The sequence below is a fragment of the Microbacterium sp. MYb72 genome (assembly GCF_002979415.1).
GTDB classification, from domain to species: Bacteria; Actinomycetota; Actinomycetes; order Actinomycetales; family Microbacteriaceae; genus Microbacterium; species Microbacterium natoriense.
In genome coordinates, this window is record NZ_PCOT01000010.1 from 39,252 (window position 1) to 54,562 (window position 15,311).

General features: G+C 70.3%; 3 protein-coding genes. All 3 read left to right on the top strand.

Going from position 1 to position 15,311, the window contains the following annotated elements:
- The first annotated feature begins 28 nt into the window (after positions 1-28).
- The 3 genes from CQ047_RS07560 to CQ047_RS07570 all read left to right on the top strand — a co-directional run bounded on the left by CQ047_RS07560 (position 29) and on the right by CQ047_RS07570 (position 15,271).
- Positions 29-2,839, top strand: coding sequence for a metallophosphoesterase (locus CQ047_RS07560; protein WP_105673855.1), 2,811 nt, complete (start codon positions 29-31; stop codon positions 2,837-2,839).
- A 144-nt stretch (positions 2,840-2,983) separates the two neighbouring features.
- On the top strand, positions 2,984-9,058 hold the full coding sequence (locus CQ047_RS07565; protein WP_105673857.1) for an Ig-like domain-containing protein: 6,075 nt from the start codon (positions 2,984-2,986) through the stop codon (positions 9,056-9,058).
- A gap of 171 nt (positions 9,059-9,229) precedes the next feature.
- Positions 9,230-15,271: an Ig-like domain-containing protein gene (locus tag CQ047_RS07570; RefSeq protein ID WP_258132524.1), complete on the top strand. Its 6,042-nt coding sequence runs from the start codon at positions 9,230-9,232 to the stop codon at positions 15,269-15,271.
- Positions 15,272-15,311 lie beyond the last annotated feature (40 nt).

The following is a 15,311-nucleotide window of genomic DNA, read 5'->3' on the forward strand; positions in this document are numbered from 1 at the left end:
CGGTCCCCCACTCCCGAGGAAGAAGCACATGAGACTCACACGCGGAATCGGAGCCCTCGCGGCCTCCGCCGCTCTCGCCCTGATCGCCGGAGCGGCGGCGAGCCCCGCCGTCGCCGCCGCGCCCGCACCCCTCGCCGAGGGCTTCACGACCGGGTCCGCCGCCCAGGCGCCCGCGGGCTGGAGCGTCGAGAGCAGCAACATCGCCGGCATGCGCACCGGATGGCAGGGGTGGACGTTCCACACCGTGCCCGAGGTCCTGTCGACCTGGGGCAACAGCGGCGATCGCGGATCGTTCTCCCGCGCCGACGGCATGACCGCCGTGGTGCACTCCGACTCCAACCGCCCCACCACAGGGCGCTTCAGCTCGGTGCTCTGGGCGCCCGAGTTCGACCTGCAGTCCGGCGCCGGCGCCGTGCAGGTGACGTTCGACAGCCACTACAAGCAGGGGCAGGCCCCGCAGACGGCGCAGCTCGTCGCGCGCTTCGACGACGGTGCACCCGTCACCGTGGAGTCGTTCTCGCGCAACCGGCTCGACGAGCAGGTCTCCGTCGCGGTCCCGGTGCCGTCGGGTGCGGGCAGCGTGCAGATCGGCTGGTCCTACGCCGAGAGCAGCAACAACTGGTTCTGGATGATCGACGACGTGCAGATCGGCGAGACGGCTCCGGTCGACTCCACCCCGCGCATCCTCTCCGCGACCAAGCCCGTCGCGGCGGCGGGCGCGACGGTGCCCGTGCAGATCGGCGGGCTCCGTCAGGGGCAGCAGCTGGAGGCGCTGCTCGGCGCCGACGCCGTCTCGGGGATCCCGGTGGCGGATGCCGCGGGCGAGACCTCCTTCTCGGTGACCCTCCCGGCCGGGACCCCTGCCGGGTCGGCGACCCTGTCGCTCGGAGGGGCGGGCATCGCGCCGGCATCCCTGGAGATCACCGTGCTGGGTGCGGGCGACGCCGAGACCCACACGACCGAGCAGCAGATCTGGTTCGACGGCTTCGAGGCCGACACCTGGACGGCCAGCGGGTCGTGGAAGACCTCGACCATCGCCGACGTCATCGCCGAGTACGGCACCGATCGGAGGCACGCGTTCACCCGCGCCTCCGGGCGGATCGCCGTGGCCGAATCGGCGAAGGCCGCTTTCGACGGCACGCTGACCTCCGCTCCGATCGCGGTGACGCCCGGTGACGCGCTCGAGCTGCGTCTCGACAGCCACTACCGCAAGCGCGGCGGCGCCCAGCAGGGCACCGTCACGGTGTCGTTCGACGACGGCACGCAGACCGTGCTCCGTGCGCTCTCCGATGCGGATGAGGAATCCGCCCAGCTGCGGCTGCCGTTCTCCGTGCCAGCGGGGGCGAAGGCGATGACCGTGCGCGTCGACTTCGAGGCGGCCGCGGCATCCGGCTCCTGGATGCTGGACGACGTCCAGGTCGTGCGTCCGCTCTCCGCCCTCGCCGACGGCACCACGGCGCAGGCCGTGGTCGACATCTTCAGCGACGTGCAGGGTGCGACCACCCGACTGAGCCAGAACGTGATCCCCGGCTTCCGCGGCATGACGCAGAAGGCCGACGTGCTCGTCTCGAACGGCGACCTCGTCAGCAACGGCTCGACGTCGAACTACTCCGCGTACTTCGCGGCGCTCGCCGCGGGCGGCGGAGGCCAGTACGGCACGGTCGTCTCGACCATCGGCAACCACGAGTACTACGGGAGCGACGGGTCGGCGACGTACCAGAAGCGGTTCCTCGACACGACCGGCATGCGCGACGTCGGCGGTCAGGGCGGACTGTGGGGCGAGGTGCTCGTCGACGGCGAGCTGCCCCTGATCTGGATCGGCAGCGAGTCGTACGACTACTCCGCGAAGACGGGCTCCGGCCCCTTCGTCGACTTCAGCTCGGCGCAGTACACCTGGCTGCGCGAGCGCCTCGACCACTGGCGGGCCGAGAACAAGCCCGTGCTGCTCTTCTCGCACCACCTGCTGCCGTACTCGGTCTCTGGCTCCTACGCGCGCTTCTACAAGAACGACTACGGCCAGGAGGAGGCGCGCTTCGCGGCGCTGCTCGCGCAGAACCCGAACGTGATCATGTTCAACAGCCACACGCACTGGTCGCCCACTCTGAACGACTGGAGCTCCGAACTGCGCACGGACCCGGCGCAGGCGCACGCGCCGACCGTCGTGAACACCGGCGCGGTGACGACGATGTACGGTCCGAGCGGCGACTGGGAGGAGAAGGCCGTCGGCGGCGCCGACCCCGTGGGCCTCCGCGCCGCCCTCTACGACGACCGCGTGCGGGTGACGGTGTACTCGTTCTCCACGACGGGCGCCTCGGAGATCAAGCACGTCGACGTCCCGCTGCCGACGGATGCTCCGGTGGAGCCCGCGCAGCCGCTGATCGACCTCGGCGCCGACACCGTCGTCGCCGGCGGCGAGCTCGCGGTCTCCGGCACGGGCTTCCCGGCGTCGGCTGAGCTGGCGATCGAGCTGCGCTCCACCCCGGTGCGGGTCGGGCAGGTCACGACGGATGCCGACGGCGCCTTCCGCACCACGGTGACGATCCCGAAGAGCACGCCCGCCGGGGCGCACACGCTCGCCGTCATCTTGCCCGATGGCACGGAGGCGACGGCGGCGGTCACGGTCACCGCGGCGGGCGGCACCGGTGATGCGAACGGCACCGGCGGCACAGGCGGAGCGAACGCCTCCGGCGGCGCGAACGGCGGGTCGGGGTCGACCGCGCCGGGCGGAGGACTCGCGACAACGGGCGCGGAGCCCGCGTGGCTGCTGCTCGCCGGTGCGCTCGCGCTGGCCGCCACCGGCGCGGTGCTCGTCATCCGCCGCCGCGCGACCCGCGGCTGAGACCCTGCCCATCGGATGCCGCGCCCCACGGCATCCGATGGGCAGTCCTCCCCATGTGCGCCTCTTCATCGCGCGGTTAGACTCGACAGGTGCGTCGACCGTCCTCAATCGGGCGGTGGACATCGACCGGGGGGACACCGCGAAATGAAGGCTCTGTCATGGGTACGGACACGTCCGAAGACCCTGGCCTCCGCGGCCGCCGTCACCGTGAGCGCCGTGGCGATCACGACGATGGCCTTCGCCTATGACGGCAATCCCACGACCAAGGTCGACCTGAACGACGGCGGCGTCTGGATCACCAAGACGTCGAGCCTGCTGATCGGGCACTTCAACCACGAGTCCACCGTGCTCGACGGCGGGCTGCGCACCAGCGGCGACAACTACGACATCCTGCAGGATGCCGCGAACGTCCTCGTCGTGGACACGGGAGCTGCGACGCTCAGCTCCGTGGACCCGGCGCGCGTCGCGCTGGGAGACTCCGCGTCCATCCCCGGCTCGGCGAAGGTGGCACTCGGCGCCGCCACCGCGGCGATCCTCGACCGCAAGTCGGGCGACCTCTGGGTCGTCCCCGTCAAGGGCATCGCGAGCTTCGAGCTCAAGGCGGCGGACCCCACGGCGGAGCTCGGGGAGAACGCCGACGTCGCCGTCGCGAAGGACGGCACCGTGTTCGGCCTCTCCGCCGACAAGGGCGAGGTCGTCACCATCCCCGTCGACAACGAGGGCCAGGCGCTCAAGCCGTCGTCGGCGTCGGTCGGCGACATCGATCCGTCGGGAGAGCACTCGATCACCGCGGTCGGGGACAAGCCGGTCGTGCTCGATCGCGACGCGGGCGTCGTGATCACCCCGGGAGGCGGCCGCACCGAGATCGCCGACGCGGAGGATGCCGTGCTGCAACAGCCGTCGGCGGCGACCGACGCCGTGGCCGTCGCGACCGCGTCTGCGCTGCTGAGCGTTCCGCTCGCCGGGGGCGAGGCGACGAAGACCGAGGCGAGCGGCAAGGGCGTGCCCGCCGCCCCGGTGTGGCTTCGCGGCTGCACCTACGGGGCCTGGGCCGGGTCAGCGAGCTTCGTGCGCGACTGCGCGGGCGATGCGAGCGACGTGAACGAGAAGATCCCGGATGCCGAGGACTCCACGAGCCTCGTGTTCCGCGTGAACCGCGACGTCATCGTGCTGAACGACGCGGTCGGCGGCGCGGCCTGGCTCACCAACGAGAGCCTGCAGCGCGTCGACAACTGGAACGACATCACCCCGCCGGAGGGGGAGACGGAGAACCAGGAGGACACCACCGAGGAGACGGTCGAGACCACGCTCCCCGAGCGCAGCGAGCAGAACACGCCCCCTGTCGCAGAGGACGACGAGTTCGGCGTGCGGCCGGGGCGCACCACGATGCTGCCCGCGCTCGACAACGACACCGACGCCGACGGCGACGTGCTCGTCGCCTCGCTCGCGCAGAGCCAGCCGGCGCTGGGCGAGGTGCAGCCCGTCAACAACGGCGGCTCCCTGCAGATCGCCGTCCCCGAGGACGCGACCGGCGGCGGGTCGTTCGAGTACCAGGTCGACGACGGCCGCGGCGGCAAGGACACCGCGAACGTGCAGCTCTCGGTGCACGGATGGGACACCAACGGCGCGCCCGTCCAGCGCCGCACGACCGGCATCGCGGTCGAGGAGGGCGGCTCGGTCTCCTACAACGTGCTCCCGGACTGGCTCGACCCCGACGGCGACGACATCTACCTGCAGGACGTCGTGGCGGCGCCCGGCGATGAGGTCGACTTCACCACGGACGGTCAGGTCACGTACCGCGCGGTCGCGAGCATGCAGGGGCGCAAGGACATCCAGATCAGGGTCGCCGACGGGCTCGGCGAGACCTCGACCGGCGTGCTCCGGCTCGACGTCCGGCCCGCAGGCTCCACGCTCCCGAAGACCAACGCCGACCACGTCGTGACCCGCGTGGGGGAGGCCGTCACCGTCGCGCCCCTCGTCAACGACACGAGCTCCGGCCGTGAGCAGCTGCGCCTGGCCAAGGTCGACGAGACCCCGGGCGCCATCATCGTCCCCGACTTCCCGAACAAGTCGTTCACCTTCCAGTCGGATGCCGCGGGCGTCTACTACGTGCAGTATCTGGTCAGCGCCGGCCCGAACGCGGTTCCTGGTCTCGTCCGTGTGGACGTGCTGGAGCCGAGCGAGACCGAGCTCCCGCCGATCGCGGTGCGCGACGTCGCCCTGCTCCCCGCCGGCGGCGAGGTGCTCGTCGGCGTGCTCGGCAACGACTCCGATCCGGCCGGCGGCATCCTCGTCGTGCAGTCGGTCACCGTGCCGCCGCACAGCGGCATCTCGGTGTCGGTGCTCAACCACGAGACCCTGCGCATCGGCGACCAGGGCGCGCTCGACGAGACCGTGCGGATCGGCTACCGCATCTCCAACGGCAGTCAGACCGCCGAGGGCGAGGTCGTCGTCATCCCGATCCCGCGCCCCGAGCAGCTGATGCCGCCGGTCGCGAACGACGACCAGGTCGTCGTTCGTGCGGGCGACGTCGTCACGATCCCGGTGCTCGACAACGACACGCACCCCAACGGCGACGTGCTGCACGTCGCCCCCGACCTCGTCGAGCCGCTCGTCGACCCGGAGGACGGCGAGGCGTTCGTGTCGCAGGACACGGTCCGGTTCCGCGCCTCCGACACCCCGGGGACGGTCTACCTGACGTATCAGGCCGTCGACTCCCTCGGGCAGAAGGACGCCGGGTACGTCACGATCCAGGTGCGGCCGATCGACGAGGAGGCGAACTCCGCCCCCAAGCCCAAGGACCTCACGGTCCGCGCGCTGAGCGGATCGACCGTGCGCATCGCGATCCCGCTCGACGGCATCGACACCGACGGCGACTCGGTCGAGCTCGTCGGGCAGGAGAGCGCGCCGTCGAAGGGCCAGGTCGCCGAGACCGGCAGCAACTACCTCGTCTACGAGGCGTTCGGCGACGCCACCGGCGTCGACTCGTTCACCTATCGGGTGCGCGACCGCCTCGGCAAGGAGGGCGTCGCGACCATCAGGGTCGGCATCGCCCCCGGTGACGCCTCGAACCAGGCTCCGTACGCGGTCAAGGACACCGTCGTGGTGCGCCCGGGTCGCACGATCGCGGTGCCCGTGCTCTCGAACGACTCCGACCCCGAGGGCGACGCGATCTCGCTCGTCAAGAAGGGCCTCGAGATCCCGCCGGATGCCGGCGTCAAGGCCGTGGTGTCCGGCGACCGCGTCGTGGTCACCGCGCCCGACAAGGCGATGGACACGTCGATCCAGTACACGATCCGCGACGCCAGGGGAGCGACCGCGACCGCGGTGCTGCAGATCACCGTCGACGAGGACGTTCCGCTGAAGGTGCCGACGGCGCGCGACGACCGCATCGTCGCCTCCGACGTGCAGGACAGCCTGAAGGTCGACGTCGAGGTGCTCGTGAACGACGACGACCCCGACGGCACCGTCGACGCGCTCGACCTCTCGGTCGGGGCAGGCGGCGTCGTGCGGGAGGACCGCACGATCCGCGTCACGGTCGGCCAGGAGCGCCAGCTCATCCGCTACACGATCACCGATCAGGACGACCAGGAGGCATCCGCCTTCATCTTCGTCCCCGCGATGAGCGAGCTCCGTCCGACCCTGACCTCGACCAAGCCGGTCGAGGTCAAGAGCGGTGAGACTGTCGAGCTGCCGCTGTCGAAGTACGTCACGGTCGCCGGCGGCGGCGATGTGCTCCTCACCGAGGCCGCGAAGGTGAGTGCCGTCTACGCCGACGGCTCGTCCCTGATCAAGGATGAGAAGACCCTCGTCTACACGTCGAAGCAGGGGTACTTCGGCAAGGACGCCTTGACGTTCGAGGTGACCGACGGCTCGGGTCCTGACGACCCTGAGGGTCGCAAGGCCACGCTGACGATCCAGATCACCGTGCTCCCGCCCGAGAACCAGCAGCCCGTGTTCGTGAACGGCCAGGTCGAGGTCGCTCCGGGCGAGCCCGCGATGCCGCTCGATCTCGCCGCCCTCACGACCGACCCCGACCCCGAGGACGCGAAGGGCATCCGCTTCAGCATCGTGGACCAGCCGCCCGGCGGGGTGAAGGCGCGCATCGACGGCTCGAAGCTGCTCGTCGAGGCGGACTCCGGTACGCCGAAGGGCACGAGCGCGACCGTCGGGCTGCGCATCGACGACGGCACGACCGAGCCGGTCGAGGGGTCGGTGGCCGTGCTGGTCGCCGCCTCGACCCGATCGCTCCCGACCGCGAACACCGACACGGTGCCGGAGGCCGACCAGGGCAAGACCGTCACGGTCCCGGTTCTCGACAACGACGTGAACCCCTTCCCGGAGACGCCGCTCAAGGTCGTCTCCGCGGCGACGGAGACCGGATCGGGAACCGTCTCGTTCACTGCGGGCGAGGTGAAGGTCACGCCCGCTGCGGAGTTCGTGGGGACGATGGTGGTGCGCTACCGCATCCAGGATGCGACGAAGGACGCCGATCGCGAGGTCGACGGACGCATCGTGCTGACCGTGCAGGGCGTGCCGGAGGCGCCGGGAACGCCGACCGTGTCGAGCGTCCAGGACCGCACCGTCGTGCTGTCGTGGTCGCCGCCCTCGAACAACGGCGCGGAGATCACCTCCTACACCGTGAAGTCCGTCGCCGGGAACTACACGAAGAAGTGCACGTCGACGACCTGCACGCTCGACGGGCTGACGAACAACGTCGAGTACGTGTTCCAGGTCGTGGCGACCAACCGCGTCGGCGACGGCAAGCCGTCTCCGACCTCCGCGGTGGCCCGCCCCGACGCGCGTCCGGACACACCCCAGCCGCCGAAGCTCGTGTTCGGCGACAAGAGCCTCAAGGTCTCGTGGACGACGCCCACGACGCCGGGCTCGCCGGTCGAGTCGTACACGCTGCAGATCTCTCCGGCCCCGCCCTCGGGCATCTCCGAGAAGTCCGGGGTCACCGGCAACTCCCTGGTCTGGGAGGGGCTGGAGAACGGCTCGAACTACCAGATCCAGATCCAGGCGCACAACCGCGCGCCGGAGCCGTCGAGCTGGAGCGGCTGGTCGGCGAGCGAGATCCCGGCCGGTGTGCCCGGCACGGTCGCGGCGCCGACGGCGAAGAGCGCGCCGTCGGTGGGCAAGCAGGTGCAGATGACGGTGTCCTGGGCCGCCGCACCGCAGAACGGCGACGCGATCGCCGAGTACGAGCTCGTCGTGATGCGCGGAGGCGGGGTCGTGAACCGCATCCCCGGCATCGCCGGCACCCAGCTCAGCCAGACCGTGAACGTCGACACGTCCACGTCCGACTACACCTACTCGGTGCGGGCGCGGAACAAGGCCGGGTGGGGCGCGCAGAGCCCGGCCTCCGCGCCGCAGCGCGCCTTCGGCAGCCCAGGGGCCCCGACCATCACCGGCACTCAGGAGCACGACGGGTACGTCACCGTCTCGTACTCGCTCTCCGACACCAACGGCGCCTCCGGAGGAGAGGTGCGCTACGAGTACTCCCTCAGCGGCGGCGCCTGGAGCCGCAACTGGGACGGCACGCGCATCAACGCCGCGAACGGCAGCAGCTACACCGTGCGGGTCAGGGCCTACTCGGTCGTCGGCGGCCAGGAGTCGCAGCCCGGTGCGCCATCGGCGGCCTCGGGGGCTCTGAGGCCGTACGGACCCGTGCAGAACCCCGGCGCCTCCGCGACCAACCAGGGCACCTCGGTCAGGGTCGCGTGGTCTCCTCCGGCTGCGAACGGCCGTGCGATCACCCAGGTGCTCGTCAGCCTCGACGGCGGAGGATGGCAGGACCTCGGACTCAACGGCAGTCGCAGCCTCGGCGGCGGCTACAGCGAGACGCACAGCATCCAGGTCAAGGCCAAGGACGAGGCCGGCCAGTGGTCGAACGTCGTGTCGGCATCCGCCGTCACCGACAGCCAGCCCGTGCCCGAGGCGTGGGTCACGCGGGGCAACGCCAAGACCAACGGCTGCACCAGCGTCGGAGGCGGTCCCTGCTACAACCTGCAGCTGAACACGAAGAACTTCGCCGGCGGCTCGTACCGGGTCGAGTGCACGGCCGACGGCAGCGTGTTCTCCACCAACGCGGGTTTCCCGGTCAACATCCCGTCGAACGGTTCCGTGATCATCGACTGCTGGAACGGCTTCGTCACCCGCAAGGGTCTGAACATCATCGGCGGCAACCCGTCGAGCGCCAGGGAAGGCAACTTCTAGCAGGCGTTCGGCCCGTGCGCGCCGGGCGCTCTCGGTGGGGACTCCTCCCCATCGAGAGCGTCCGCCGCGCAAGTTAGACTCATCTGGTATGCCGCGCGCCCTCGGGCGTGTCGGCCGAGTCCGAGAGTGCACAACCCAGGGGGGATACCGGGGATGAAGGCGTTGTCATGGATGCGTGCGCGTCCGAAGACGCTGGCCTCCGCCGCCGGCGTGGCCGCCGCGGCCATCGCGATCACCACCCTCGCGTTCGCCTACGACGGCAACCCCACCACCAAGGTCGAGCTGAACGACGGCGGCGTCTGGATCACGAAGACCTCGAGCCTGCTCGTCGGGCACTTCAACCACGAGTCCACGGTCCTCGACGGCGGCCTGCGCACGACCGGTGAGAACTACGACATCCTGCAGGACGAGAGCAACGTCCTCGTCGTCGATCGCGGCTCCTCCACCCTCACAGCCGTCGATCCGGCCCGCGTCGCACTCGGCGACAGCTCCGGCATCCCATCGTCCGCGAAGGTCGTGCTCGGCAACAAGACGGCGGCGATCCTCGACCCGAAGTCCGGAAACCTCTGGGTCATCGCGGTCAGGGCCATCGCGGGCTTCAAGATCGAGGCGGTCGACCCGACCGCCGAGCTCGGCGACGGCGCCGACGTGGCGGTCGCCGACGACGGCACCGTGTTCGGCCTCTCCGCCGCCCGCGGCGAGGTCGTCACCATCCCCGTCGACAACGAGGGCGAGCCCCTCGATCCGTCCGAGGCGTCGGTCGGCGACATCGACACCGACGAGGCGCCCACGATCACCGCGGTCGGACGCACGGCCGTCGTGTTGGATGCCGCTACCGGTGTCGTCATGACCCCCGGTGGCTTCCGCACCGAGATCCCCGACGCGGCGGATGCCGTGCTGCAGCAGTCGTCCGCCGCGGCAGACTCCGTGGCCATCGCGACGCCGTCGGCGCTGCTCAGCGTGCCGCTCGACGGGAGCGATCCGACCGAGACCGCGGTCGACGGCACGGGCAATCCGGCCGTCCCCGTGTCGCTGCGCGGGTGCTTCTACGGCGCATGGGCGGGCTCGGCGCGGTTCGTGCGCGACTGTCCTGGCGACGCCGACGACGTGGAGGCGAAGATCGACGGGGCCGAAGACGCCGCCTCGCTGACCTTCCGCGTGAACCGCGACGTGATCATCCTCAACGACGCCGTCGGCGGAGCGGCCTGGATGGCCGATGAGAGCCTGCAGCGCGTCGACAACTGGAACGACCTGACGCCCCCGGAGGGCGAGGCGGAGAACGAGGAGGACACGACCCAGGAGACGGTCGAGACCACCCTCCCCGACCGCAAGGAGGAGAACACCCCGCCCGTGGCGGAGGACGACTCCTTCGGGGTGCGGCCCGGAGCCTCCATCCTCCTGCCGGTGCTCGACAACGACAACGACCCCGACGGGGACGTCCTCGTGGCGGCGCTCGCCGAGCAGCAGCCCTCGATCGGCACCGTGCAGCCGATCCAGAACGGCGGATCCCTGCAGATCGCCGTCGACGAGAAGGCGACGGGTTCGGCGACCTTCACCTACGAGGCCGACGACGGACGCAAGGGCAAGGACACCGCCGCCGTCACCCTCTCGGTGCACGACTGGGACGTGAACGGCGCGCCTGCGCCGAAGCGCAAGACCAGCCTCACCGTCGAGAGCGGCGGGACGGTGTCGTACAACATCCTCCCCGACTGGATCGACCCCGACGGAGATGACATCTACCTGAAGGCGGTGGCGGCCGCCCCCGGCGACGAGGTCGACTTCAGCACCGACGGACAGATCACGTACAAGGCCACGGCGAGCCTGCAGGGCCGCAAGGACATCGAGGTCGCGGTGGCCGACGGCTCCGGCGAGGTCGGCACCGCGTCGATCACGATCGACGTCCGCCCTCCCGGCACGACCGACCCCAAGACGAACGCCGATCACGTGGTCACCCGCGTCGGCGAGCAGGTCACCGTCGCGCCGCTCACGAACGACACGAGCTCCAGCAGGGAGCCGCTGCGTCTCGGCCGGGTCGACGAGGTGCCCGGCGCCACCGTCATCCCCGACTTCACGAACAAGACGTTCACCTTCTCCGCCGACGCACCCGGCACCTACTACGTGCAGTACCTCGCGACCGCCGGGCCCAAGAACGGCGAGGGGCTCGTCCGCGTCGACGTGCTCGAGGCCGGGGCATCCGACCTCGCTCCCGTCGCCGTGCGCGACGTCGCCCTGCTGCCCTCCGGAGGCGACGTGCTGATCGGGGTGCTCGCCAACGACGAGGACCCCGGCGGCGGCATCCTCGTGGTCCAGTCGGTGTCGATGGAGCCCAGCTCCGGCGTCTCCGTCTCGGTGATCAACCACGAGACGCTGCGCATCACCGACCAGGGGTCGCTCACCGGTCAGGCGCGCATCACCTACACGATCTCGAACGGGTCGAAGTCGGCAGAGGGCGAGGTCGTCGTCATCCCGATCCCCGCGCCCGACACGATCATGCAGCCGGTCGCCAACCCCGACACGGTCACCGTGCGGGCCGGCGACGTCGTGACGATCCCCGTTCTCGACAACGACACGCATCCGAACGACGACGTCATGCACGTCGCCCCGGAGCTCATCGAGCCGTTCGTCGACCCGGACGACGGCGAGGCGTTCGTGTCGCAGGACACCGTGCGCTTCAAGGCGGGGCCGGAGGCGAAGACCGTCTACCTCACGTACGAGGCCGTCGACTCGCGTCAGCAGAAGGCCGCGGGCTACGTGACGATCCAGATCCTCCCCGTCGACGAGGACACCAACGCGGCGCCGCGGCCGCGCGACCTCGTCGCCCGAGCCCTCGCGGGCACGGAGATCAGCATCGCCGTGCCGCTGGACGGCATCGACGCCGACGGCGACTCGGTCGAGCTCCTCGACATCGCCTCCAGCCCCACCAAGGGCCGCATCAACGAGACGGGCGCGAACTACTTCACCTACGAGGCCTTCACGGGTTCGAGCGGCGTCGACACCTTCAAGTACCGGGTGCGCGACCACCTCGGCAAGGAGGGCATCGCGACCATCCGCGTCGGCATCGCCCCACCGGAGCAGGTCAACCAGGATCCGTACGCGGTGAAGGATGCCGTGGTCGTGCGTCCGGGTCGTGAGATCGCCGTCCCCGTGCTGGCCAACGACTCCGACCCCGAGGGCGACGAGATCACGCTCGTCAGCGAGAAGAACGGCGGACTCGAGGTCCCGAAGGAGCTCGAGGCCAGGGTCTCGGGAGACCGTGTGCTCGTGCAGGCCCCGGACAGGTCTCTCGAGACGTCACTGCAGTACACGATCCGCGACGCCAGAGGAGCCACGGCATCCGCGATCCTGCAGGTCACGGTCGACGAGGACGTGCCGCTCCAGGCGCCGGTCGCGCGCGACGACCGGGTGCGTCCAGACGACCTCAAGGACGGCGGGCTGACCGCCGACATCGAGATCCTCACGAACGACGAGGACCCCGACGGCACGACCGACTCCCTCGATCTCGACCTCGGCGCCGGGGCGACGGCGCTGCAGAACGGCAAGGTCAGGGTCACCGTCACGGACGAGCAGCAGCTCATCCGGTACACGCTCACGGACCAGGACGGTCTGCAGGCGTCGGCGTTCATCTTCGTGCCGGCCGTGTCTGGTCTGCGTCCGACCATCGACTCGACCAAGCCCGTGCAGGTGGTCAGCGGCGAGACCATCTCGCTCCCGCTCTCGAAGTACGTGACCGTGGCCGGAGGCGGCACGGCCCGCATCACCGAGCACGCCAAGGTCTCCGCTGTGCACGCCGACGGCGCCGATCTGGTGAAGGACGAGTCGACGCTCGTCTACACCTCCGCGGCCGGCTATTTCGGTCAGGACGCGATCACCTTCGAGGTGACCGACGGCACGGGGCCCGATGATCCAGAGGGGCGCAAGGCGACTCTCACGATCCCGATCGACGTGCTCCCGCCCGAGAACCAGCAGCCGACGTTCGTCAGCGGACAGGTGCAGGTCGCGCCGGGCGAGAAGGACACGGCACTCGACCTCGCCGCGCTCACCACAGACCCCGACCCGGAAGACGAGCACACCTTCGCGTTCGTGGGCGGGGACGGCAAGGGCGTGACCGCGAAGGTCGACGGCGACAAGCTGCTCGTCGAGGCCGCGTCGAGCGCGAAGAAGGGCACCGCCCTCACCCTCGACGTGCGCATCAGCGACGGCGAGACCGAGCCCGTCGAGGGCACGGTCTCGGTGATCGTCGCGGCATCCACCCGTGCTCTGCCCGCGGCCAACACCGACACCGTCGGCCAGGCCGATCAGGGCAAGTCGGTGACGGTCCCGGTCCTCGCCAACGACTTCAACCCCTTCCCCGAGACGCCGCTCGAGATCGTGTCGTACGTCGTCGAGTCCGGCTCTGGTGACGTCTCGAAGAAGGGCGACGAGCTCGTGGTCACCCCGTCGGCGAACTTCGTCGGCACGATGGTGGTGCGCTACCGCATCAAGGATGCGACCGACGATCCCGACCGCGAGGCCAACGGCCAGGTCGTCGTCACCGTGCAGGGCGTACCAGAGGCCCCGGGCGCGCCGACGGTCACGAGCGTGCAGGACCGCACCGTCGTCATCTCCTTCGCGGCGCCGTCGAACAACGGCGCGGAGATCACCAAGTACACGGTGACCTCGGCGCAGGGCTCCTCGTACCGCAAGGAGTGCCAGTCGACGACGTGCACGCTCGACGGGCTGACCAACAACGTCGAGTACACGTTCCGCGTCACCGCGACGAACCGCGTCGGCGAGGGCAAGCCGTCCGGCACCTCCGAGGTGGCGCGTCCCGACGCTCGTCCGGACACGCCCAACCCGCCGTCGCTCAAGTTCGGCGACAAGTCGCTCCAGGTGAACTGGGTGACCCCGTCGACGCCGGGTTCGCCCGTGGAGAGGTACACGCTCGAGATCTCGCCCGCCCCGCCGTCTGGCATCGCCCAGAAAGAGGTGACGGGCAACTCGATCACCTGGGAGGGGCTGGAGAACGGCTCCAACTACCAGGTGCGCGTGCAGGCGCACAACAAGGCGCCCGAGCCGTCGAGCTGGAGCGGCTGGTCGGCATCCGAGATCCCCGCAGGCCCCCCGTTCGCGCCCGCGGCGCCGACGACGACGGAGATCCCGAGCGTGGGCGACCAGGCGCAGATGCAGGTGAACTGGGCCGCCCCGAACAGCAACGGCGACGCGATCGACGGCTACCAGCTGGAGATCTACGAGGGGTCCACGCTGAGGCGCACGGTGACGCCCGGCGCCGGCGCCACCAGCCAGGCGGTCACTCTGCCGACCTCGGAGACCGCCTACACGTTCCGCATCAAGGCGACCAACAAGGCGGGCTGGGGAGAGTACAGCCCGATGTCGGCGCCGCGCCGCGGAGTGAACGCCCCCGGGGCGCCGACCGGACTGACGGCGGAACCGCACGACAAGTCGATCGTGATCGCCTACACCCCGGGCTCCCGCAACGGCGCGCGCACGGGCGAGGTGAGCTATCAGTACCGGCTCAACGGAGGCACCTGGCAGGCCCTGAGCGGTCCGACAATCTCCGGACTCACCAACGGCACGACCTACAAGGTCGAGGTCAGGGGGGTCGCGACGGTCGACGGTTCGACCTACTCGGGCGCTCCGTCGAACGCGGCATCGGCGGTGCCGTACGGCGTGCCGTTCGCCCCCAAGGCGACGGCGAAGAACCTCGGCACGCAGGTGCAGCTGAACTGGGATGCCTCCGGCTCGGGCAACGGCCGCAAGATCGACGTCGTGCAGATCAGCGTCGACGGCGGCGGCTGGCAGAACGTCGCCGTGAGCGGTTCCCGGACCGTCGGCGGCGGATACAAGGAGACCCACAGCATCAAGGTCAGGGCGCAGGACAGCGCCGGCCAGTGGTCACCGGAGGCCTCCGACTCCGCGCGCACCAACGACCCGCCGGCCGAGGTGCTGAAGACCGAGAAGGGCGCCTCCGGGTCCTGGCCCGACTGCGGCTCGTCCTCCTGCGCCAAGGTCAGGCTGACCGTGGCGAACTTCAACAGTCCAGGCAACTACCACCTGCAGTGCGACGACGGCAACAAGTGGGGTGGCGGCACGCTGTCGTACGTCCCCGCGAACGGCAGCGTCGACCTCAACTGCTACTACGGGTTCCCCGGCAACACGATCCGCGTCTACATCAAAGAGCTCGACAGATACGCCACGGCGATGGTCTGGTACTGACGCTCTCTCGAACGACACATACAGAACAGGAAGCACCACG